Raw genomic sequence first — 23,175 nt, 5'->3', positions numbered from 1 at the left:
TAATGAAAATGAAAAAAACACTTGTGATGCTGTGGATGGCGGTTTGCCTGATTGTGTCCGTTACCGGATGCAGCAGCGAGGAAATGGATTATGACAATCCGGACGTTGCCCTTTTTGTGAAGCAGTTGAAAGCGGGTACATATAAAATGAAGAATGACAAGGGAGTGGTGGAAGTGCCTCATTTTACGGAGGAGGATATTCCCGAACTTTTGAAATATGCGGAAGAGCTCACCGTTATCCCTTCTTTCCCGTCGGTATATAACATGAATAACGGTAAAATCCGTTTGGGCGAGTGCATGCTTTGGGTGGTTGAATATATCCGCCAGGGGACGCCTCCTTCGTTGGGCTGTAAAATGGTGCTGGCTAATGCCGAGAATTATGAAGCCATCTATTTCCTGACGGATGAGGAAGTGCTTGACGCCGTTGCCTGTTACCGCCGCTGGTGGGAGGAAAGGCAATATCCGAAGACCCCGTGGACGATTGACCCGTGTTATGACGAGCCGCTTTGCGGAACAGGCTATCGTTGGTGGTAAGAAAAGGGAGGCTTTCGGGAAATAAAAAACAATAACATGAGGAAACGTTTGTTTATATCGGCAGTGTCATTGCTGCTGACAGGGGCGTGCTATGCCCAATGGTCTGCCAGGGATTCGCTGAATTTGCAGAAACTGCTGGAAAGCGGTAAAGAGCTGAAACTGAATCCGAAAGCAGTCAGGCAGATTGATTTCGGCGGTGCGGCGGGGAGTCCGCGGATGTCTGAAGAGAAGGGCTGGATGTTGCCTGACGAATCGCTTCCTGAGGCTTTGCCCAGACCGAAGTTGCAGTTGACTTTAAGGCCTTATACTGCCAATACCCGTTATAACTGGGACCCGGTCTACCAGAAGAAGATAAGGGTAGACAAGAACACCTGGCGGGGAGACCCGTTCTATGAGTTGCGTACCCAGAGGTCATATACCAACCGTGCCCGTCGCCCGTTGGAGGGAGGCGCGCGCAATTCCCTGGAGGAGATACGGGCTGCCGGCGTGCGTGTCTGCCTGTTGGGCGAACGCGCCAATGGGAGGATGGTGAGTACGGTAGCGTCGGACGACCCTATCCCGATAGGGCACAGCGGGGTGTATATCAATGGAGGAGCCATCGGCGGGCTTGACCTGATGGCTGTTTTTACGAAAAACTTCTGGGACAGGAAAGGACGGGAACGCCGTGAACGTACGCTGGAGGTGTTGAGGGCTTACGGAGATTCGGCGGTTGTCCGGACAAAATAGGGGCATGCTTGTTGCGCCGCCCGCCTGCTTGGGACGGGACTTCTGCATATCAGGAGTTTCCTCTGTCATTTTATCACCGTTATCGGCAATATGGGAATAGAATATTCTTTATTTTTAGGAGATACAGCCATGAATCAATAATTTTATGTAATTTTGCGTTGCTAATGTAAGAAGAAGGAATGAAGAAAGGGCTGCCAAAAGACAAATACTACGAGGCTATATTCAAAGCACATTATCGGGAATTATTTTATTATGCACACCGGATGGTGAATGATACGGAATGCGCTGCGGATATTACGAATGATGTATTTTGTTATTTTTGGGAAAAGTATGACCGGCTGAACCTGGAGACATCGCCTTTGCCGTTGTTGTATGCCCTGGTGCGGAACAATTGCATCGATTATCTGCGGCATAAGGAAGTGGAACAGAAAAACCGGTCTAACATTCATCTGGAAGAATGGTACGGGCGTTCCATACAGGAGGTGATTGAGCATGAGCGGAAAATAAACCGAATCATGGAGGGAATAGAACTGTTGCCGTTCCAGACCCGTAAGGTGTTTGACGAGTGTTTTCTCAAAGGAAGGAAGTATAAGGAAGTGGCGGAAGATTTCCATATTAGCGTGAATACGGTTAAGACTCATATAATGAGGGCATTGCAATTCTTACGGGAGAAGAGTAACAGGTAAATATTAATAAAGCACAAAAAGAAATGATGTTTGTCACCTTTTCAATAATACAGACCGTGTTATAAGTAAAAAAGATAGTAACATGATAGATATCAACCAAATACCGGATTTTGTATGGGAGGCTTTGCAGGAACCTGCGCTCAGGCAGTCGGAAGAGTTTCTGAAATGGCTGGATGAGGATGAAAAACATGGGGAGTGGTTCGTCGGGCTATGTGATTGCCGGGAAGCCGCCTGGAGAGTGTCCCCGGAAAATATTCCTGATGTCGGTTCCCAATGGGAGCGCGTGAAGAGGCGGAATGGCGGACTGGGGAAAAAGAAGGCCGCCCGTACCCGTTTTCTCCGGATGGGGGCTGTCGGCGCGGCCGCTTCGTTGGCGATTGTTTTCTTACTCGGATTTTATTTCCATGATAAAGGCAAAGACTGTGAGGAGTTGCCTGCGGCCATCGAGGGGTGTGTGGCGGACAGTCCGGCGGACGGGCATGCATTGGTGGCTATCGAGGCCGTAGAGAAGGTTACCCCGGTTCTTTTGTACACCGGGAAGGAAGCGCCTGCGTCCGTTTATGAGAAAGTGCTGGATTATACGCGGGACACGGTGAAGACGGCTGCAAAGAGATTGACGTTGGCTACTCCGCGCGGGAAGAGCATCAAGGTGGTGTTGAGCGACAGTACGGCCGTATGGCTGAATGCCGACAGCCGTCTGAGTTATCCTTCCTTTTTTGCGGAAGGGACGCGGACTGTAGAGCTGGAGGGGGAGGCTTACTTTAAGGTGGCGCAGGACAAGGCGCGACCTTTTATCGTGAAGCATCACGAAACCATGACACAGGCTTTGGGGACGGAATTTAATATCCGTTCGTATCCGGGCGGAAGGAAGCATGTGACATTGGTGGAAGGCAGCGTGATGGTGTCGGATACTCTTTCCAGCCGGCAGCAGCTCCTTGTGCCGGGGCAGGATATGGAATATGACTCCTTGTCCAATGTGGTGATAAAAGAGGTCAACCTGCGTGAGTTTACCGCATGGACGGAAGACTTGTTTTATTTTGAACAGACCAAGCTCCTGGATATCATGCAGATTCTAGGGCGCTGGTATAATGTGACGGTTGTCTTTAGGGATGAAGAGGCGGAATCTTACCATTTCACTTTCTGGGCCGAACGCACGGGCACTTTGGAAGAGGCGGTTGAACAGTTGAACCAAATCGGCGCGGTGAAAGTTTCCATTGATGCGGCGAAAAAACAAGTCGTAATTAAAAAGCGTTAAGATATTTCTGTATATAAATAAACACTTGGCAAAAGTGTGCGTTTTGATATGAAAATGAGGAAAAAAATAACTTTTCCTCATTTTTTGTGTCACCCATTCCGTATCGGTTAACGAGGTATATATAAGATGTCGAAAAAAGTGTATAAATCGTTAAATCAAGGTAGTTATGGAAAAAGTGAAGATTGGACTTGTGCTGGTGTTATTGCTATGCATTCAATATTCATTTACACAAGAGAAAAGAATCTCATTGGATTTTCGGAATGAGTCGATGCCTTCGGCCCTGAAAAGGATTGCTCAGGCGGGCGATCAGAAGATTAGTTTTAGTTATGAAGACGTGGTGCCGTATAAGGTCAACACAAACGTGCAGAATAAGACGGTGATTGAAACCTTGCAGCAAATCCTTGCGGGTACGCCGCTTTTATATAAGGAACGCGGGCAGTTCATTACGGTGTATCTGGACCCGCAGTCGTCTGTTGCCAGGGCAAAGAGAAACCAGTGTTTTGTCTACGGCAGGGTGCTGGACGGCGGCCGGAATCCGCTTCCGGGGGCTACGGTGCGTATCAAAGATACTTCCAGAGGAGTGGTGACGGATGAGAATGGGGAATTTCACATGCTTGTCAAATGTGATAATTCGCAGTATGTCCTGCAGGCTTCTTATATTGGGATGAAAACGGTGGAGGAAAAGATTCAGGTGTCGAAAGGGGCGAATATCAAGGTTTCTCCGCTTATCATGCAGGATGATTTGAGCTCGATTGACGAAGTGGTGATTACCGGTTACCAGAATATCTCGAAGGCGCGTTCTACCGGGGCGGTTACCCAGTTGAAGATGGATGATATCATGTCTCCGGGATTGCCTTCCGTAGACCAGATGCTCAGCGGAAATGTGCCGGGGCTTTTAGTGATGCAGACAAGCGGCGAACCGACGGCGACACCCAAGATTCGTATCCGCGGCACTTCTTCCATTTTGGGGAATAAGGCGCCGTTGTGGGTGCTTGACGGGATTATCCTGACCGAAGATGTCACGGTAGACCACTCGCAGTTGAACGGGGACGATGCCGCTTACCTGGTGGGGAATGCCATTGCCGGGGTTAACCCGCAGGACATCGAATCCATTACCGTCTTGAAGGATGCTTCCGCAACGGCGTTGTACGGTGTGCAGGCCGCTAACGGCGTGATTGTGGTGACTACCAAGAAGGGCAAGATTGGAAAGCCGCAGGTTCGGTATAGCGGTTCTGTCTCGGTGAGCGAACGCATCGGATACGGGGACTTGAATTTGATGAATGCGGCGGAACGCATCGACCTCTCCCGGCAGATTATAGATAACGGTTACCGTTACATACAAGTGCCCTATGATTTCGGATATGAAGGGGCATATCTTAACTATCTGAACGGGGGGCTTACTTACAGCCAGTTTGTGTCGGAAGTGCAGAATATGGCGGAGAGGAATACGGACTGGTATGGGTTGCTGTTCCGCAACTCGTTCAGCCACAACCATACTTTGACGGTGAGCGGGGGAACGGAACAGACTACGTATTACGGTTCTTTGGGGTATTCGGATACCCAATCGACGGGACGCTCTTCGGATTCCAAGAGGTATAATTTTAATTCGAAAATCAATTCCTGGCTGAAACCTGAGAAATTATACCTGGGAGTGGCAATCTGCGCATATACGACAAAGAATGAAGGGTATAGCACTATGGCGGGGGTGAATCCGAATTCGTATGCTTATAATACTTCGCGCACGGTTCCCGCCTATGGCAGCAACGGTGAGCCTTATATGTATGAAACCCGGTATGCGTCGGAAGGCACGTTCGGCACGGCGATTACCGGTGTGCCCAGCACGAAGAGGTACAGTATTCTGAATGAGATTGCGAATACCGGCATGAAGTCGGACCTTTCGTCTTTTACGGGCTCTTTGGATTTTCATTGGAAGGTGATTCCGGATTTGACTTACGAGTTGTTCGGCTCTTATGAGAAGAATACGCGGAAGGTGACGGACTGGGCGAAGGAGGGTTCTACTTACGTCGCCGATATCCGCGGTTACATGAAGGGGGATGTGGAGAAGGGTTCCGAATACGAGTCTTTGTCTCCGTTGCCTTACGGCGGAATTTATTCCCAGAACAACACGAATGTGGAAACCGCTATTTTAAGAAATACGTTGCGTTACAACCGGACGTTCGCCAAGCATCACACCGTCGGCCTGATGGGAGTTTCCGAGATACGTACCATTAAGACGGAAGGGCTTTCCGGCGATTATGCCGGATGGTATCCGGAACGCGGCAATACGTTTAACCCGGTGAAGACGGACGCTTATCTTAAAAGCGACTTGCTGGCGTCGCCCGTTGCCACCGGTTACACCCAGAATTACGTATCCTGGTTGGGCAATTTCATTTATTCATACAAGGACAAATTGACGGTCAGCGGCAATATCCGCATGGACGGTTCCAACCAGTTCGGCAGTAACCCGAAATACCGCTTTCTTCCTGTTTGGTCTGTGGCGGGCAAATATACGTTGAGCAATGAGAAATTCATGCAGAATCAGGATGTGATAAATTATCTGGCTTTCAGGGCTTCTTACGGGGTGCAGGGAAATGTGGATTCCAGCACTTCTCCGGACTTGGTAATCCGGGTGGGGGCTTTGAACGGCACTACCCAGTTGGAGGAGTCTTTCTTCGAGTATCTGCCGAATGCGGACTTGCGTTGGGAAAAGACGACTTCCTACAATTTCGGGCTGGACTTTCAGTTGTTTAATGACTGGATTAACGGAACTGTCGATGTCTATAAGAAAAAGGGAGTCGATATGATTATGGCTGCCAAGGTTTCCCAGGCGGTGGGAGCCAGTTCCGTGAAAGTGAATTATGGCAAGATGAACAACAGCGGGGTGGATTTGGGATTGCGGCTGACGCCTTACCGCAGCAAGGACTGGGAAGCGAATGTGATATTGAATTATTCTTATGTAAAGAATAAACTGATAAAGGCTAATCCGGATGTTACTTATTCGTTTTCCGAAATGGCTGCGGGAAATGCCATGATTGAGGGCGAACCTTTGGGACTCCTGTTCTCGTATCCGTTTGCTGGTCTGGACCCGGAAACCGGTTATCCGCTGTTTTACGGGAAAGACGGGAAGACTACTTCGGTGACGGCTGAGGGAAAAACGGTTAAGAATTATACTCTTTATACGGACGAGGTGGAGATGGTGCAGTCCGGAGTGACTACTCCCCCGCATTCGGGAGGTTTTACATTGAGCGGGCGTTACAAGGATTTACGTTTGTCGGCGACTTTCAGTTATTCATGGGGAGCGGTGGGACGTTTGCCGCAACTTTATGACAGCGAGCAGTCGAATGCTTTCCGGCCGATAACGAACCTGACGCGGGAATATGCCGACCGATGGTACAAACCGGGGGATGAGGCTCATACCAATATTCCGAAAATGTATAATTATAATGAATATAGCAAGTTGGTTCTTGAGAAGTATGACCGCGACCGGGAAGAAATCTCCGGCCTGACTATGTATAACAACAGTACGGTACGTGTGGCTCCGACCGATATTTTGCGTTTGTCCAGCATCAGTCTCAGCTATTATTTGCATCTGCCGTGTCTGAAAAGGGTGGGCATCAGCGATATGCAACTGTCTTTGTCCGGGACTAATCTTTGTTTCTGGGCGGATAAGGCGTGGAACGGCCGCGACCCGGAAAGCGGGACTGCCAGTGTGCCGACGCAACCTACATACACGTTTAATGTGAATATCAATTTCTAAAGTTATTAAGATTGGATATGAAAAAGATACTGTATAAATTAACATTCATATTGTGCGCCGCTTCGGCTCTGGGCGGATGTGAGAATTTTCTGGAAAGGTCTGCACAGGATTTGATTATCCCTACTACGGTGGCGCAATACAAGGAGTTGTTGCAGGGGGAGGGTTATTTCAAGGATTTTAATGACCAGACCTATTTCTTGAATTATATGACGGATGATGTTGAGTTTATCGATTATGATGCCGGTTTGTCTACTAATGGACAGATTGAGATTATGAATTATGCTTATTGCTGGATGCGCGAGATTGAGAACGAGTCGTTCACTGACGGCATGTATGCCTGGCTTTATTCCCAGGTGCTCGTAGCTAACGCTTGTCTGGACGGATTGGAAGAGGCGGAAGGCACGGAAAGCGAGAAAAGGATATTGAGGGGGCAGTCTTTGTTCCAGCGGGCTTATGCTTATTTTCTGTTGGTGAATTCGTATGGTTATCCTTATAACAGCACTTCCGTGGATGAGGCGTGCATGCCTTTAAGGCTGGACCCGACTCCGAGTTCGGAGATTTATCCCAGGGAGAGTTCGCGCAGAATCTGGGAGCAGGTGGAGGAAGATATTGAAGAGGCCATCGAATTGCTGGACGGTTATGCGCCTGTGAGCAAACATGAGATGAATATATATGCGGCCTTGCTCCTGGCTAGCCGCGTGAAGCTGTATATGGAGAAATACGAGGAGTCCGCGCAGTATGCCGGCGAGTTGTTGCGCCAGAAACCGGAGTTGTACGATATTTCTTCAAAATGGCTGGCGGAGCCTGAATACAGCCGGTCGAGCGAGAATGTGGGATTCATTGATTATGATTCGAATCCGGAAATCTTGTGGAATTTTTGCGAGAGGGACAATACGGATTATTATTCCAGGTATGCGGGCATGATGTTCTGGTCTGAAGATACCGGGTTCAGAATCTCGCAAGTCGAACCTCAAGGCGGGGAAGGGACTTTATTGGAGAGCTATTTGCCGGAGCTGAATAAGACGCAGGATGATATGGCGGACAGAAGGCATTGTTTCTTCTTCAACCTGGGGCTTTATTGGGGTGTGCTTTATCCTAATTCGGTATATTATGAGTACGGGCGGGACATGCTTCTTGCGGTGTATTCTTCCATGCCGTCGTATTTATATAATTCCGCTGTGGTGAAATATGATGAATATGACAGCAATAATACGCTGCAACAGGCTTTCCGGACGGCTGAGGCTTATCTGAACCTTGCCGAAGCTTATGCGCGCCAGGCAGCTCCGGATATGGACAAGGCGCTTTATTATCTGAACGAGTTGCGCAGAAAAAGAATCGCCGGTTACCAGGATTTGACGATGGCGGATTTTACGTCCGCGGAGGAGCTTGTCCGGTTTATCTGGGACGAGCGCAGGCGTGAGCTGTGTTTTGAGGAATGCCATCGCTGGTGGGATTTGCGGCGTACCACTCAGCCGGAGTTGAAGCATAAATGGATAGGCGGAACTGTATATACGTTGGAGCAGGGAGATGAGGGATATGTATTGAGCATTCCGCAATTGGAACGTAATTTTGATACCAGTATTGTAAATAAGCGTCCGACACGGGTGGCCGGAGCACTTTAAAATGATGAGTTTATGAAACAGAAAGGATATATATTGTATTTATTGTGTGGAATGCTGAGCGTTTGTTGCTTGGCGGGTTGCGATAAGTCTGACGACATTGATGATGACTGGCGGTTTGAATATCCGGCTCCCACGTTTGACGATACGGAGCTGGGACAACTGAGGAAAGAGTTGTATGATACTTATCATGTGAATTTCACTCCTGATTATGAAGAGGTGTTTTTTGAGTTTGATTGGAATAAGACGTTCGATTCTTTTGAAGTGGTCCGGGTTGCGGAGAGTGAACATGCGCATACGGTTGAGTTTCTGAAAGAGGTGAAAGGGGTGTTGGAAAAGATGCCCGGATTCTTGTTGGAACGTTTGCCTTCCAACGTGTTGCTGGTCGATTCTTTGAAAAACCAGTATGACATTTCTGCCGGTTCCGAAGTGGTGGATTCTCCGGTACGGGGGGTGATGGCTTATAATGTGACTAATTTCATCGTATTGGGTTTTGCCGGAAAGTCGTTTCCGTTGCAGGAGAAAATCAAGCTGTATGAAACGTGGACGAATATTTTCTTTGAAAGGGCGTTGGAGGATTATGAGGCTCCTGAGGAGTTCAAGCAGATTGTGGCGGCGCAAAAGTCCGGAAATACGGCCGGTTATGAACTGACCGCTTCCTGGAGAAGCAACCGTACGATGATGACTTACGGTTTTCTGGAAGATTCATATGTCAGATGCAAGCAGATTGTGATAGGTACTGCGAATGCGAGTACCGGAGAACTGACGCAGCTTAATTATTCGGCTTCAATGACGGAAGCGCAGGATTTGTCTCTTTTCATCGCTTTTGCCATGTATCGTCCGGAAGAGGAGAAAGAGGCTGTGTACGGGCAAAGCGAAGTGTTTGCGCAGAAAGAGGAAATCGTAAAGGGCTTTTGTGCCGATACGCTGGGATTTGAATTGGAAAGCCTGATAGGTAACGAATGATAGTATAACTTGAAAGAATATGGATATGAAAAGTAAATTATTGCTGATTGCAGCATTGCTCCTGGGAGCGTTGGGAGAATCGGATCTTTGTGCACAGGTCTCTTATCGGATTGACGGGACTTGGAAAAACGGTGAAGGAAAGACGGTTTATTTGAATGATTATATCGCTTCGGACAGTTTGGTTGCCGTTGATTCGGCGGTTGTGAAGGGAGGATGTTTTCTGTTGGAAGGCTCGGTTCCCGAAATGAAACGGATGCAGCTCGTTTGTTTGAAAAGCAAGAAGAAAATCTTTGTAGATGGTGAGCCGATAAAGGTGGAAGCGGTCGAGAAGACGGATACGGTGAAAGGGAAGGCGAGGACGCGCATGTTGCTTTTGGTGGACGGCAGCAGGGAACATAAGGTATTGGAGAGGGCGGACGAGCTGGTCTATATGTCCGGAATAATGCAATTGGGGGAGATGTTCTCTTTAAAGAAAGCGCTGGATATAAAGGATTCAGTTGAGATGAAACATCAGGTGGACTCTATTCAGAACATTTATAAAATGGTGAGGGAGTCTATTGATAAGGATATTATGAATTTTCTGGATTCTACGCGGAACAGTTGTGCGGTGACTTATTTTATTGACGAGTATATAGGCAAGCATAAGCCGTTTGACGTATTGGAGCAGTGCTATAATAACCTGACCGACCGCGTGAAGAACTCGGAACGCGGGAAAGCGTTGAAGATTCGGGTGGAGGCGATGGCGCGCGCCAATGTGGGAGGGATTGCTCCCAATATCGAGTTGCCTACTCCGGAAGGGGGAACTTTGGCTTTGTATAGTTTGAGGGGACATGTGGTGTTGCTCGATTTCTGGGCTTCCTGGTGCGGCCCTTGCCTGCGTGAAGTGCCGAATCTGAAAAAAATATATGATAAGTATCATTCTAAAGGACTGGAGATTCTCGGCGTTTCATTGGACGACAAGCTGGACGACTGGAAAAATGCGATTGCCAGAAAAGGGTTGAACTGGAAACATATCTCTTCTTTGAAAGGGTGGAAATGCCCGGTTACTAAACTGTATAACGTGACCGGAATCCCCCGTATGTATATTATCGACGAGACCGGAAAGATTATAGCGCAGGATTTGCGGGGCGAGAAGTTGATGGAAAAAATGGATGAGCTTTTTAAGGACAGATGAGGGGATATAAAATAGGAGATATGAAGAGAATCATAACTTTGGGTGTCTGTTTGATGAGTCTGTACGCTATTGCGGCGGCTCAGGTTCCTTATTCTGTCAAGGGGACATGGCGTGAAGGAGCCGGCCGGCAGGTGATACTTCAACTTTGCGAGGACGGTGAGTTGAAGACTGTTTCGCTGGATTCGGTTGCGGTTGCCTCTGACGGGACTTTCTCGTTGAAGGGGACTGTGCCGCAGACAGGATACGGGTCGTTATATGTAAAAGGGAAAACCGGAGCGACCCGTATGCTCTTTTTTGACGGTTCTCCTGTGGAGGTATTGGTGAAGGATACGACGGAAACCGTGCTGGGGCGGGTGAAACCGGCTACGGTGATTCGGTTGGTTAAGGGGAATAAGGAGCAGTTGGCGGCGGATGCCATGTTTTCGTATTATGTCCGGTCGTTTACTAATAATTTCAGTGAGGGATTTGCGAAAAGTTTTCTGGAGAAGGAAACGGATGAGCATAAAAAGGATTCGTTGAGGAATGTTATCCGGAAGCTGGAATTGTCAATGGATTCTTTGCTGGCTGACTACAAGGTCCGTTATGCCGATTGTTATGTGGCTCCTTATTTTATCGAGCTGAATATGTTGCGTCCTTGCACGACGGAGCAGATAGACGATTTCTTCAACTATTTGTCCGGACCGGTGAAAGCGTCGGCTAAAGGAAAGGAAATCAATGTGCGTTTGGTTTCGATGAAGAAATTGGCTCCGGGCGCTCCGGCGCCGGACTTTACATTGGCGACGGCAGACGGAAAGACGCTTTCTTTGAAAGACCTCCGTGGCAAAATCGTCTTGATTGATTTTTGGGCGTCCTGGTGTGCTCCTTGTATGGGGGAGATGCCGAACGTTAAGAATCTTTATGCTAAATACCACGGGCGGGGACTGGAGGTGGTCGGCATTTCGATGGACCATAAGAAAGAAGCCTGGTTGAAAGGGATAGGGAAAGAGCAGCTTCCATGGCTGCAGGTTTCTTCTTTGAAGGGAATGGGGCGTTGTCCGGTAGCCAAGGCTTATGAGGTGCTGGCTATTCCTAAATTTTATATTATCGACCGTGAAGGGAGAATTGTGGCTAAGGATTTGAGAGGAGAGGAGTTGGCGGAGAAGGTTGCTTCGTTGTTTGTAGGCGAATAAACCGGTTGAACAGTTTGGCGGGTGAAATTGTTTATAATAATATACAGTTTTATTAGTGCATTGACAAATAAATGATTGGTTTATGAACAGGATTACTTCTCTTTTGGGGATTCGGTATCCCATTATTCAGGGCGGAATGGTGTGGTGCAGCGGTTGGCGGCTTGCTTCCGCGGTAAGTAACGCAGGCGGGTTGGGGCTGATTGGCGCCGGTTCCATGCATCCGGATGTTTTACGCGAGCATATTCGTAAATGCCGTGCTGCCACCGGCCTGCCTTTTGGCGTGAATATTCCTTTGATGTATCCGCAAATAGAGGAAATCATGGATATAGTGGTGGAGGAAGGGGTGAAGATTGTCTTTACTTCTGCCGGGAACCCGAAAACATGGACCGGATGGCTAAAGGAACGCGGGCTGACTGTAGTGCATGTTGTTTCTTCTTCCCGTTTTGCTATGAAGTGCGAGGAGGCGGGAGTAGATGCGGTGGTGGCGGAAGGGTTTGAGGCCGGCGGACATAACGGGCGTGAGGAGACTACTACTTTGTGCCTGCTTCCTGCCGTGCGTGAAGCGACGACATTGCCTCTGATTGCCGCCGGGGGCATCGGCACGGGAGAAGGGATGCTGGCTGCCATGGTGCTGGGAGCCGAAGGCGTACAGATTGGGACGCGGTTTGCACTGACTGATGAGAGTTCGGCCAGTCCGGTGTTCAAGGAGTATTGTCTGAGTCTTGGAGAGGGGGATACTAAGCTGTTGTTGAAGAAGCTGGCTCCCACGCGCCTGGTGAGGAACAGTTTCCGGGAGGCTGTGGAAGAAGCGGAAGATAGCGGTGCTTCTGTCGAGGAGTTGAAGGCTTTGTTAGGCCGCGGCCGCGCCAAAAAGGGAATCTTTGAGGGGAATCTTGAGGAAGGCGAATTGGAGATAGGGCAAATCTCGTCCATACTCTCCCGCCGGCAGTCTGTAGGAGAGGTGATGGAGGAACTGGTGGAAGCCTATCGGCAGGCAGTGGAAAGGGATTATTTGTTTTGATGTGAGGGATGGCTTGTCCTCCGCTGTGAAAGGTATGAAAGGTTTGACATGCCCGGATGTATGAAACATTTCCTTACGCCATCGAAGTGACCCTTTTCCTGCATCCACCGATTAAGGTGCAGCCCTGATAACCCCATGTGAAACTTAAAAGACAAGTGGACTTATGGCATAGAAGACATCGGTCAATATGAAGCCCTGCCTCGTCGGAAGCAGTGGGGTACACAACAGACGGTTAGTGGAATATCTTGCCAATATCCGCAAGGAAAAGCTCTACATCCGTACTGACCTTATGGCGAAAAACGAAATGTGGGTAGCATCTGAAATCGGTGATACCTCATTGATTGACTACTACAATCGGATAGCCGCTTGATGTTATTCGTACACTCCCTCGAAATGATATACTATCCTTGGAAAATCTTCATATTTCTCACCGTCCACCCATAATTCCGTAGGGGAAATATTGAACATTATAAAATTTGTATTGACGATGGCATCACCGCCGTAGTTTTTGGAAAATACAAGCCTGACGGCAGGAGGCGCACCAAATCCCCCCAATATATTAACATCTTTAGGATTCAATGAAAAGTTTATAGTATTGTCATCCCGTTGGTTAAAATGATATCCGGCAATGACTTCTACTTCGCCTGTCTCATGCAAACGGTCTGACAGAATTTTATCTGAAATTAATTCTATATATGGCTGCAATGACATCTTAAATTTTAGAGAGTCGCGTGAAACGGCTATAGCATTCTGCAATGTGAGGTCAAGCCCGTTTGGACCGCTAACATGTACAGTGCCATTATAAGTTCCTTTGAGTTCAAAAAGAACCTGTTGAATTTCTTCTTTGGAAAACCCTTCTTCTTTATCACAACTGATAAAGATAAATGTAAACAGGGATAACATCAACATTCCCAATAAATGATTCGTTCTCATATCACTTTGATTTATAGTTCCGTATTTATGTGTATTTTTCTGAAGGTCTTTTGTCCGTCACGTACCCGGCACACCGTTCCCGATAGACCTTTTAACTCCGGCGTTAATTCTGGCAGAGACTTGTTGTTAGAAATATATTAATAAGGTATTGCTTCCATATACATATCTTTAAAGTTGAGAACCACTTTTGAGAACTTTTCAAGGGCATTCAAGCCGAGGACACCATCTTCCTTACCGTTGGAAAAGGCGGGTGTCTTCGACTGTCCGGTATGCAGGTCGATTCCTGTGTTTACGCTGAGTGAATCAAGCATAATGTCACCGTTTCCTATACGGAACTTTAACTGCGGCAGTAGGTAGGTGCGGGTTATCGACACACCTCCTATTCCGGCTATGCGGAGCGAATCGGGAATTCCTGTTGCATCCACTTCTTTTTGATGGCGTGCGTACCAGGCCGGTTGCATATAGGTGAAATAGGAACCTGTATCGAAATGGAAATAAAGCGGGCATCCTGTTTCGTTTGTCGCTTTTAACTGTAACCCTTCAGTGTCTGTACGGAGCAGGTTGCTTTCAGTGAGTGGATTCTGTGTAGGCATTGCCGGGATTATGATTTCACGATGAGCAAAATCCAACTGGATTTCCTGCATACGAAGCATGATAGGAAGTCCTATGACTGGCGGTAACTGGAGTTTCTTAATTGCCTTATCTGCTTCGGTATGCCCTGTCTGAATGTCAATCACAGTAAAAGGAACATTGGTCCATGACATTTCGCCGATACGTAAAGTGTCTGCAATTGCATGGCGCCCCTGCCCCGTACCTCCAACACCTCCGACAGCTATGTCTTTATCCAGAAAACGTAGACCATATTTCTTTGCCGACTCCGGTGTTATTATGTTGACGCCGGCACCGGTATCGAACAATATGCGACTTTCTTTCCCATTAAGGCTTCCTTCCGTTTCAATCGAATGTTGATCGTTTTCATTATCAATCAGCATTGGGAAACGGTACTCACCGGTTTTGTGCAACGGTTGGCATAAGGAGCCGCATGCGGCCAACGCACGATATTGTTGTGCCTGTTCACGATAAGGAGCAATCTGTGTGCTGTCCATGCCCAAAACTGCAAGTTGGTCGCAAAGGTTCTTCATCAGTCCGGCAGCCTCCGTATAATTTTCCGTGCGTGCCATATTCATACCCAACAGGATAACCATATTCATCGTATTGCCTCCTAAATCCTGCTGATGGTTCTCCAGCAGATTCTTAAGTTCTATACATGCTGAATCCGGGCGGTTAAAATAATGATGTGTCATGGATGCAGCCATTTGCCGTAAGAATGGTGTTAGCGAGTCCACCGGAGCGGTATTTAACTCCTGTTCAAGATCGAACCAACGGGCTTCATTCATCATTTTACTAACTCGTTCATCAGCATTTTGAGCCTGAATACTCACTGAAATACACAAGCAGGATAAAATAATCAGTAACTTATGTGCTGGTAAAAATGCAAAAATAGTTTTCATACTACTATGATTTAGAGTTTATAAGTTTATATTCACGTATATTTTTCCGAAAGTCTTTTGTCCGTCACGCACCCGGCACCGTTCCCGATATGCCTTTTAACCCCGGCATTAATTCTGGCAGAGACTCATTGAAAAAAATCCCCGTCTTTTGCACGCGACATATCTGTCAAACAAATGTAGTCTTCACCATTGACTTTGACCCCATTTACTTTCGGTGTCTTTTACTGTAATCTTTGCCATTCATATTTGATAAATTGAGTTCCAAATACAAAGATAGTTACAATTCACAGAATTATATCCTTTGAAAAGAATTATTTACAACTGAAAGTCACGTGTTTATATTGAAAAATACTCTGTAATCCGGTTTACCGTTTCTGTTTGGGTTCCCATTACCGTATCGGCATAATCGCTTCACAAGTTTATAGCCACAAACTCTTGCTATTTTGACTTCCAACATCATTCTATTGTGACATTAGAGTGACAGAATTAGAATTTTATCCATTTTATAGTTGTCTAAAAATTTATAGAGATATAAATTATTATCGGTTGTTTGTATATCAGTAGCCTAATTTCCTAATGATAGGCGAGAATCAGCGTTATTTTATAGCCGATTTATAACCTTGTTGGTTTTCAAAGCGCAAGAAACGTTGAAAATCAATGGTGGTAAGCAATTCTCCGACAACTATGTAGGTATATCAGAGAGTGTATGTATTATTTTCATGCGGACCAGAGCATTGTATATTCCGTTGTCATCTACAGAGTCTGTCACAAAATCTGCTACGGACTTGACTTCCTCGCCTGCATTTCCCATGGCGATGCCGATTGCTGCCCTTTTAATCATTGGAATGTCATTTCCACCGTCACCAAACGCTATAGTGTCTGATTTGCTACATCCGTAATAACGGCAAATCTCATCAATGCCGGTAGACTTGTCAATCCCCTTGATGTTTATGTCTGCGAACAACGGGTTCCACCGTGACGCATTCAACAAAGGCAAATCCTTCATCACTTTATTCTGGGTCGCTTCGTCGCAGAAGAAACAAAGCTGACAACAGATGCTTTCCGAATATTCCTTGTATAAATCAACTACGGGAGGCACACGATGAGCGACAAGTTCTGCCCATTCCACAAGAACGTCTCCATGACGGTTGACAATGACCCCTTTGTCGTTCTCGATGCCGATGATAAATCCATATTTGTCGGCCAGTTTCATGGATTTGTTAAATTCCTCGGACGGAATAGGATGGGTCGATATTCGTTTCCCGTCTCGAAGAGATATGTCCGAACCATTCAATGCTATTACTGCATCGTATGGAATTTCGGAGATTTCTTTAAGGTCTGTTATAGGACGTCCTGTGGCTATCACAATTCTCGCCCCGTTTTTATGCGCTTCCTTTAATGCGGTGATAGCCGATTCTGGTACCTTATGTGTATTGAAACTGACTAAAGTACCGTCCACATCAAGAAATATAATGGGTGTGTTCATTTTTAATTGGATTTGTTTTGAAATACAAAATTACAAATATTTCGTGGAATGTATAATGAATGACGCATCAATATACCCATCGCCATCTCTCCGATTGCAATAACTTCATTGTTTGGAGGGAGAACTTTTTGTATTCATTGCTCTTTGTGATTCTATCCGGACCTCTTTCAGAGCTTTCGCGTAAAAAACTCATCTGATGTTAAGATTTAGTTGAATCTTTCGTCGAACTTTTGGCTGCAATAATTCATCGATACACAACCTAGCGATATTCTTCGGACAAGAAGTCGGTATTCAGGGGAAAGCTGTATTGTCCGATACCGACGGAGGACAACCATTAGAGCCATGTAAAAAACGAGGCATATAATAATCTTATTAGTAATAATATTGTTAGTAATGGTTATATTACCTGTTTTTACATTGGAATAATATTGGAGATTATGGAGAATAAGCCTTTCACTTATCAGATGAATTTTCTGCGGGCTATTATTGATGGTGTCCATAGTGAATTCTCCACACAGGAAGTGATACATGAATATCAGTTGGGTTCATCGGCCAATGTCAGTATCGTGAAACGGGCATTGGTCAAAAAAGAACTTATAGAAATCGAAAAACGCCGGGTTGTCATTCCCGATCCGGTGATGAAAGTGTGGCTGAAAAAGGAATTGGGAATGTAATGTCACCTATTTGTCGGATTCTGGACAAAATCTTCCGATGGTATAATGAATTGAAATATGACAAAATGAATTGAATATATAATTGACGGGATACTGAATCAGTAGATGCCCGCATTTTGTCTTTGGATTATCTGAATGGAGATAATATTCTGAATGTTTCTGCGTTATTAATCGTACAAATGCGGGTAAAGATACGGTTTCCTTATTGAATGGGAGGTTGTTTGGCGGAATGCGTAAAGTACGTTCCCGGATATTTCGTAATTTAGCGGGAATAATGTACATTTGCGGGAGTAAATAAGTGTATGGAATGATGAGACGATATGTCATTGCTTTGATGCTGGCTTGCTGCATCGGAGGGTACGGACAGGATAGGAAGCAAGCAACCTTTGTGCCGCCTTTTGATTTTCCTCTTACGTTGAGCGGAAATTTCGGCGAGATACGTTCGAATCATTTTCACGGCGGATTGGATTTTAAGACAGGGGGAGTAATCGGCAAGCCTGTCCGTGCATTGGCAGACGGCTACATCTCACGTATCCGCGTCACTAACGGTTCCGGTTATGTGCTTGATGTCTGTTATGATAACGGTTATTCTACGATTAACCGCCATTTGAGCGGTTTTCTTTCTCCCATAGCCGAAAGGGTGGAAAAGCTGCAATATGAGAAGGAGGACTGGGAGGTGGAAATCATTCCTGAACCGGACGAATACCCGGTGAAGGCCGGGCAACAGATTGCATGGAGCGGGAATACCGGTTATTCGTTCGGCCCGCATCTTCATCTGGATGTTTTTGAAACGGAGACCGGAGACTATATAGACCCTATGCCTTTTTTTAAGAAACGGATAAAGGATTCGCGCGCTCCCAAAGCGGACGGTATTCTGTTTTTTCCGCAGCCCGGCAAAGGAACGGTGGAGGGAAAACAGAGGAATAAGGTGATTCTTCCAGGCAGCGGCCGTCCGGTGGAAGCATGGGGAGTGATTGGCGTGGGGATTAAGGCGTATGATTATATGGACGGGACAAGCAATCGTTACGGGGTATATTCCGTGGTTCTTGCCGTGGATGGTAAGGAGGTTTTCCGCAGTACTGTCGATCGTTTTTCGGAAGAGGAGAACCGGATGATAAATTCTTGGACTTACGGGCAATATATGAAATCTTTTATCGAGCCGGGGAATTCTTTGCGCATGCTGAAAGCTTCGAACGGCAATCGCGGGTTGGTTACTATCGACGAGGAACGTGATTACCGGTTTTCATATACGCTCAAGGATGTGTTCGGAAATACTTCCAGGTATCATTTTACGGTGCGGGGACGGAAACAGCCGATTGAGCCGTTGCAACATCGGGAGAAATATGTTTTTGAATGGGATAAAACGAATTATTTGCAGGAGCCGGGATTAAGCCTGGTTGTTCCGAAAGGGATGCTGTATGATGATGTGTCCCTGAATTATGAGGTGGAGGCGGACAGCGGCGCCGTGTCATTCGTTTACCGGTTGAATGACAAGCCGGTTTCGCTTCATGCCGGTTGTGAGCTCCGTATCGGGTTGCGCAGGAAACCGGTGGCGGACACTGCCAAATATTATGTGGCCCGCATCACTCCGAAGGGGGGAAAGTACAGTGTGGGTGGCAAGTATGAGAACGGGTATATGAAGACGGTTATCCGGGAATTGGGAACGTATGCGGTTGCCGTGGATACGGTTCCGCCCGAAATTATTCCTGTGAACAAAAATCTTTGGGGGAGGACCGGGAAGATTGTTTACCGTTTGAAGGACAAGGGAGCGGGAATTGCTTCGTACCGGGGAACAATTGACGGCAAGTATGCGCTTTTCGGACGGCCGAACATTGTGAAATCGTATTGGGAGTGCACGCTTGATCCGAAATATGTAAAAAAGGGAGGAAAGCATGTCGTCGAGTTTACGGTGTCCGACCATTGCGGCAATGAATCGGTGTCGCGCACTAGTTTTGTTTGGTAATTTATTAAATGTGAATCATCTGTTTATGAAAAGAAAAATTATCTTTTGCGCTGCCGTATTTTTGGCGGCTGCGGCGGAGACTTTCGCCTGTACCAATTTAATTGTCGGCAAGAACGCTTCTTCCGACGGTTCGACCATCGTGTCTTATTCTGCCGATTCGTACGGGCTGTTCGGTGAACTTTATCATTATCCGGCCGCTACTTATCCGAAGGGGACGATGTTGAAAGTGTATGAATGGGATACCGGTAAGTATCTGGGAGAAATAGAGCAGGCACGCCAGACGTATAATGTGGTGGGCAATATGAATGAATACCAGGTGACTATCGGCGAGACGACTTTCGGCGGACGTCCGGAATTGGCGGATTCTACGGGTATCATTGACTACGGAAGCCTGATTTATATAGGTTTGCAGCGTTCGCGTACAGCCCGTGAGGCGATTAAGATAATGACGGACCTGGTGCAGCAATACGGGTATTATAGCGGAGGGGAGTCTTTCACTATTGCAGACCCGAATGAGGTTTGGATAATGGAGATGATTGGCAAGGGACCCGGCATCCGCGGAGCGGTGTGGGTGGCTGTGCGTGTTCCGGATGATTGCATCTCGGCCCATGCCAATCAATCGCGTATTCACCGGTTTGACATGACTGACAAGGAAAATTGCCTGTATTCTCCGGATGTCGTGTCTTTTGCCCGCGAGAAGGGGTATTTTAGCGGGGTTAACAAGGATTTCAGTTTTGCCGAGGCTTACGCGCCGTTGGATTTCGGCGCCCGCCGGTTTTGTGAAGCGCGCGTATGGAGCTTTTTCAATAGGTTCACTGATAACGGAAAGGATTATCTTCCTTACATCGAAGGGAAGACCGATACGCCGATGCCTCTTTTCGTGAAGCCGAAACAAAAGCTTTCCGTACAGGATGTGAAGGATATGATGCGCGACCATTACGAGGGTACGCCGCTTGACATTTCCAATGATTTTGGAGCCGGCCCGTATAAGACTCCATACCGCCTTTCTCCGTTGAATTTCAAGGTGGGCGAGCAGGAATATTTTAACGAGCGTCCTATTTCCACCCAGCAGAGCGGTTTCGTTTTTGTCGCGCAGATGCGCGCCCACAAGCCGGACCCGATAGGCGGCGTGCTTTGGTTTGGGGTGGATGACGCGAATATGACAGTGTTTACGCCTGTTTATTGTTGTGCGACTAAAGTTCCGGTATGTTATACCCGTGTGGACGGGGCCGATTATATCACGTTTTCTTGGAATTCCGCTTTTTGGATTTTCAATTGGGTGTCCAATATGGTTTATCCGCGTTACAGTTTGATGATTGGCGATGTGCGCGAGACGCAGAAAGAATTGGAGGCTACTTTTAATAATGCGCAGGACGGCATTGAGGAGATGGCGGCGAAGCTGTTGGAAAAAGATGAAAGCGCAGCAGTGGATTTCCTGACAAATTACACCAATATGACGGCGCAGAGCACGTTCGATACTTGGAAACAATTGGGGACTTTTCTGGTTGTGAAGTATAATGACGGAGTGGTGAAACGTGTGAAGGACGGGCAATTTGAACGTAATTCCATCGGGCAGCCTGCCGGTGTGCTCCGCCCCGGATATCCGGAAGAATTCTTGCAGGAATATGTTAAACAGACCGGTGACAGGTATTTGGTAAAATAATAAGATTTGAAGATGGAAGGTTGGAATGAGGCGGAGGGTTGTTGTCGTGGGGTGGCCATTTGCTTTTAATCCCCGTTTTTTGATTTTTAATTTCTAATTTTTAATTGAATACCTAGGATTTATAAACTTATTATTTTACATTTGTGTGCTCAAGATATTGAGGTGACAATTCATTAACCAATAAATAATAATCGAAATGGAAAATCAGGAACTTATCAAACAGGTCACTGAGAAAGCTGAAAAGTGGCTGACGCCGGCTTACGATGCTGAAACTCAGGCTGAAGTAAAACGCATGTTGGAGAATAATGATAAAACCGAACTGATTGAAGCATTCTACAAAGACCTTGAATTCGGTACGGGCGGTTTGCGCGGTATCATGGGAGTGGGCAGCAATCGCATGAATATCTATACGGTGGGTGCTGCTACGCAGGGGCTTTCCAATTATCTGAAAAAGAATTTTAAAGACTTGCCGCAGATTTCCGTGGTAGTGGGCCACGACTGCCGGAACAACAGCCGTTTGTTCGCGGAGACTTCCGCTAACATTTTCTCTGCCAATGGCATTAAAGTATATCTGTTCGACGACATGCGTCCGACTCCGGAAATGTCTTTTGCCATCCGTCACCTCGGTTGCCAGAGCGGTATCATTCTGACTGCTTCCCACAACCCGAAAGAGTACAACGGTTACAAGGCGTACTGGGATGACGGCGCACAGGTGCTGGCTCCGCATGATAAAGGCATCATTGACGAGGTGAATGCCATCGCTTCCGCCGCCGACATCAAATTCCAGGGGAATCCCGATTTGATTCAGATTATCGGCGAAGATATCGATAAGGTTTATCTGGACATGGTGAAAACCGTTTCTATCGACCCGGAAGCTATCGCCCGCCACAAGGATATGAAGATTGTCTATACTCCGATTCACGGTACGGGTATGATGCTGATTCCGCGCGCGTTGAAGATGTGGGGATTTGAAAGCGTGTTTACCGTGCCCGAACAAATGATTAAGGACGGTAACTTCCCGACGGTCGTTTCTCCGAATCCGGAAAATGCGGAAGCTCTTTCTATGGCTGTGAACCTTGCCAAAGAAATTGACGCCGACCTCGTGATGGCTTCCGACCCGGATGCCGACCGTGTGGGTATCGCTTGCAAGAATGACAAGGGCGAATGGGTGCTGATTAACGGTAACCAGACGTGCATGATGTACCTTTATTATATTCTGACCCAATACAAGCAACTGGGCAAGATTAAAGGGAATGAGTTCTGTGTGAAGACAATCGTCACTACCGAACTTATCAAGAAAATCGCTGATAAGAACAATATCGAAATGCTTGACTGCTACACCGGATTTAAGTGGATTGCCCGTGAAATTCGTCTGCGTGAAGGCAAACAGAAATATATCGGTGGCGGCGAAGAGAGCTACGGGTTCCTTGCGGAAGATTTTGTCCGCGATAAAGATGCCGTATCGGCTTGCTGCCTGATTGCCGAAGTTGCCGCCTGGGCGAAAGACAACGGCAAATCCCTGTATCAGTTGTTGCTCGATATTTACGTGGAATACGGATTCTCGAAAGAGTTTACTGTGAACGTGGTGAAGCCGGGCAAGAGCGGCGCTGAAGAAATCAAAGCGATGATGGAAAACTTCCGTGCCAATCCTCCGAAGGAATTGGGCGGTTCCAAAGTGGTTTTGAGCAAAGATTATAAGACGTTGGAACAGACGGACGATAAGGGCAACGTTAGTGCGATTGATATGCCGGAATCTTCTAACGTTCTTCAATATTTCACGGAAGACGGCAGCAAGGTCTCCGTTCGTCCTTCCGGTACGGAACCGAAGATTAAGTTCTATATGGAAGTCCAGGGTGAAATGGGATGCCGCAACTGTTATGCTTCCGCTGAGTCTGCCGCTATGGAAAAGATTGAAGCTGTGAAGAAATCGTTGGGTATCTGATTGGCTTTCTGCTATTCCGGATAGGAAATAAGAAGATAAATAATTAAATAGCGCCTCCGCAATCTTCAAAAGACTACGGAGGCGCTTCTTTTTTTCT

Annotated in this window: 17 protein-coding genes and 1 pseudogene; 15 read left to right on the top strand and 3 right to left on the bottom strand. The window is 47.0% G+C overall.

Going from position 1 to position 23,175, the window contains the following annotated elements:
* Positions 1 to 8: 8 nt before the first annotated feature.
* The 11 genes and pseudogenes from Q5076_RS00580 to Q5076_RS00530 form a co-directional block, all read left to right on the top strand.
* The gene (locus Q5076_RS00580; RefSeq protein ID WP_303010261.1) at positions 9 to 533 is read left to right on the top strand and encodes a DUF4943 family protein; all 525 of its coding nucleotides are present in this window, start codon (positions 9 to 11) and stop codon (positions 531 to 533) included.
* Between the two features lie 36 nt (positions 534 to 569).
* On the top strand, positions 570 to 1,259 hold the full coding sequence (locus Q5076_RS00575; protein WP_303010260.1) for a DUF4858 domain-containing protein: 690 nt from the start codon (positions 570 to 572) through the stop codon (positions 1,257 to 1,259).
* Positions 1,260 to 1,438: 179 nt separating this feature from the next.
* Positions 1,439 to 1,945, top strand: coding sequence for an RNA polymerase sigma-70 factor (locus Q5076_RS00570; RefSeq protein WP_303010259.1), 507 nt, complete (start codon positions 1,439 to 1,441; stop codon positions 1,943 to 1,945).
* An 82-nt stretch (positions 1,946 to 2,027) separates the two neighbouring features.
* Positions 2,028 to 3,200, top strand: coding sequence for a FecR family protein (locus tag Q5076_RS00565; protein ID WP_303010258.1), 1,173 nt, complete (start codon positions 2,028 to 2,030; stop codon positions 3,198 to 3,200).
* Positions 3,201 to 3,366: 166 nt separating this feature from the next.
* Entirely contained in the window at positions 3,367 to 6,957 is a 3,591-nt protein-coding gene (locus Q5076_RS00560; protein WP_303010257.1) for a SusC/RagA family TonB-linked outer membrane protein, read from the top strand.
* Between the two features lie 17 nt (positions 6,958 to 6,974).
* Entirely contained in the window at positions 6,975 to 8,579 is a 1,605-nt protein-coding gene (locus tag Q5076_RS00555; protein ID WP_303010255.1) for a RagB/SusD family nutrient uptake outer membrane protein, read from the top strand.
* Between the two features lie 12 nt (positions 8,580 to 8,591).
* On the top strand, positions 8,592 to 9,542 hold the full coding sequence (locus Q5076_RS00550) for a hypothetical protein (protein ID WP_303010254.1): 951 nt from the start codon (positions 8,592 to 8,594) through the stop codon (positions 9,540 to 9,542).
* Between the two features lie 25 nt (positions 9,543 to 9,567).
* Positions 9,568 to 10,716: a TlpA disulfide reductase family protein gene (locus Q5076_RS00545; protein ID WP_303010252.1), complete on the top strand. Its 1,149-nt coding sequence runs from the start codon at positions 9,568 to 9,570 to the stop codon at positions 10,714 to 10,716.
* Positions 10,717 to 10,736: 20 nt separating this feature from the next.
* On the top strand, positions 10,737 to 11,885 hold the full coding sequence (locus tag Q5076_RS00540) for a TlpA disulfide reductase family protein (protein WP_303010251.1): 1,149 nt from the start codon (positions 10,737 to 10,739) through the stop codon (positions 11,883 to 11,885).
* A gap of 82 nt (positions 11,886 to 11,967) precedes the next feature.
* Positions 11,968 to 12,906 carry a nitronate monooxygenase family protein gene (locus tag Q5076_RS00535; RefSeq protein ID WP_303010250.1) on the top strand — a complete coding sequence of 313 codons (939 nt, stop codon included), beginning with the start codon at positions 11,968 to 11,970 and terminating at the stop codon, positions 12,904 to 12,906.
* A 187-nt stretch (positions 12,907 to 13,093) separates the two neighbouring features.
* Positions 13,094 to 13,273: pseudogene (locus Q5076_RS00530) on the top strand (mobilization protein); the annotation flags it as partial.
* 5 nt (positions 13,274 to 13,278) lie between these two features.
* Here Q5076_RS00530 and Q5076_RS00525 read toward each other — a convergent pair.
* From Q5076_RS00525 to Q5076_RS00515, 3 genes are all read right to left on the bottom strand, one after another.
* A complete protein-coding gene (locus Q5076_RS00525) occupies positions 13,279 to 13,839 on the bottom strand; it encodes a DUF4840 domain-containing protein (RefSeq protein ID WP_303010249.1) in 561 nt (186 codons plus the stop codon).
* 137 nt (positions 13,840 to 13,976) lie between these two features.
* The gene (locus Q5076_RS00520; protein ID WP_303010247.1) at positions 13,977 to 15,350 is read right to left on the bottom strand and encodes a pepsin/retropepsin-like aspartic protease family protein; all 1,374 of its coding nucleotides are present in this window, start codon (positions 15,348 to 15,350) and stop codon (positions 13,977 to 13,979) included.
* A gap of 682 nt (positions 15,351 to 16,032) precedes the next feature.
* Entirely contained in the window at positions 16,033 to 16,836 is an 804-nt protein-coding gene (locus Q5076_RS00515) for a Cof-type HAD-IIB family hydrolase (RefSeq protein ID WP_303010246.1), read from the bottom strand.
* Positions 16,837 to 17,273: 437 nt separating this feature from the next.
* Here Q5076_RS00515 and Q5076_RS00510 point away from each other — a divergent pair, with 437 nt between their 5' ends.
* The 4 genes from Q5076_RS00510 (at position 17,274) to Q5076_RS00495 (ending at position 23,078) form a co-directional block, all read left to right on the top strand.
* Positions 17,274 to 17,510, top strand: coding sequence for a hypothetical protein (locus Q5076_RS00510; protein ID WP_303010244.1), 237 nt, complete (start codon positions 17,274 to 17,276; stop codon positions 17,508 to 17,510).
* Positions 17,511 to 17,820: 310 nt separating this feature from the next.
* On the top strand, positions 17,821 to 19,473 hold the full coding sequence (locus Q5076_RS00505) for a M23 family metallopeptidase (RefSeq protein ID WP_303010359.1): 1,653 nt from the start codon (positions 17,821 to 17,823) through the stop codon (positions 19,471 to 19,473).
* A gap of 25 nt (positions 19,474 to 19,498) precedes the next feature.
* Complete coding sequence (locus tag Q5076_RS00500) at positions 19,499 to 21,136, top strand: C69 family dipeptidase (RefSeq protein ID WP_303010243.1); 1,638 nt, start codon at positions 19,499 to 19,501, stop codon at positions 21,134 to 21,136.
* Between the two features lie 196 nt (positions 21,137 to 21,332).
* Complete coding sequence (locus Q5076_RS00495; RefSeq protein ID WP_303010242.1) at positions 21,333 to 23,078, top strand: phospho-sugar mutase; 1,746 nt, start codon at positions 21,333 to 21,335, stop codon at positions 23,076 to 23,078.
* The last annotated feature ends 97 nt before the right edge of the window (positions 23,079 to 23,175 follow it).

Source organism: uncultured Bacteroides sp. (genome assembly GCF_958445495.1).
Lineage (GTDB): Bacteria > Bacteroidota > Bacteroidia > Bacteroidales > Bacteroidaceae > Bacteroides.
This window is presented reverse-complemented; position numbering and strand designations above follow the sequence as displayed.

Coding starts and splice junctions, on each gene's coding strand:
- Q5076_RS00580 (WP_303010261.1), top strand. CDS start 9: ATGAAAAAAACACTTGTGATGCTGTGGATGGCGGTTTGCCTGATTGTG.
- Q5076_RS00575 (WP_303010260.1), top strand. CDS start 570: ATGAGGAAACGTTTGTTTATATCGGCAGTGTCATTGCTGCTGACAGGG.
- Q5076_RS00570 (WP_303010259.1), top strand. CDS start 1,439: ATGAAGAAAGGGCTGCCAAAAGACAAATACTACGAGGCTATATTCAAA.
- Q5076_RS00565 (WP_303010258.1), top strand. CDS start 2,028: ATGATAGATATCAACCAAATACCGGATTTTGTATGGGAGGCTTTGCAG.
- Q5076_RS00560 (WP_303010257.1), top strand. CDS start 3,367: ATGGAAAAAGTGAAGATTGGACTTGTGCTGGTGTTATTGCTATGCATT.
- Q5076_RS00555 (WP_303010255.1), top strand. CDS start 6,975: ATGAAAAAGATACTGTATAAATTAACATTCATATTGTGCGCCGCTTCG.
- Q5076_RS00550 (WP_303010254.1), top strand. CDS start 8,592: ATGAAACAGAAAGGATATATATTGTATTTATTGTGTGGAATGCTGAGC.
- Q5076_RS00545 (WP_303010252.1), top strand. CDS start 9,568: ATGAAAAGTAAATTATTGCTGATTGCAGCATTGCTCCTGGGAGCGTTG.
- Q5076_RS00540 (WP_303010251.1), top strand. CDS start 10,737: ATGAAGAGAATCATAACTTTGGGTGTCTGTTTGATGAGTCTGTACGCT.
- Q5076_RS00535 (WP_303010250.1), top strand. CDS start 11,968: ATGAACAGGATTACTTCTCTTTTGGGGATTCGGTATCCCATTATTCAG.
- Q5076_RS00525 (WP_303010249.1), bottom strand. CDS start 13,839: ATGAGAACGAATCATTTATTGGGAATGTTGATGTTATCCCTGTTTACA.
- Q5076_RS00520 (WP_303010247.1), bottom strand. CDS start 15,350: ATGAAAACTATTTTTGCATTTTTACCAGCACATAAGTTACTGATTATT.
- Q5076_RS00515 (WP_303010246.1), bottom strand. CDS start 16,836: ATGAACACACCCATTATATTTCTTGATGTGGACGGTACTTTAGTCAGT.
- Q5076_RS00510 (WP_303010244.1), top strand. CDS start 17,274: ATGGAGAATAAGCCTTTCACTTATCAGATGAATTTTCTGCGGGCTATT.
- Q5076_RS00505 (WP_303010359.1), top strand. CDS start 17,821: ATGAGACGATATGTCATTGCTTTGATGCTGGCTTGCTGCATCGGAGGG.
- Q5076_RS00500 (WP_303010243.1), top strand. CDS start 19,499: ATGAAAAGAAAAATTATCTTTTGCGCTGCCGTATTTTTGGCGGCTGCG.
- Q5076_RS00495 (WP_303010242.1), top strand. CDS start 21,333: ATGGAAAATCAGGAACTTATCAAACAGGTCACTGAGAAAGCTGAAAAG.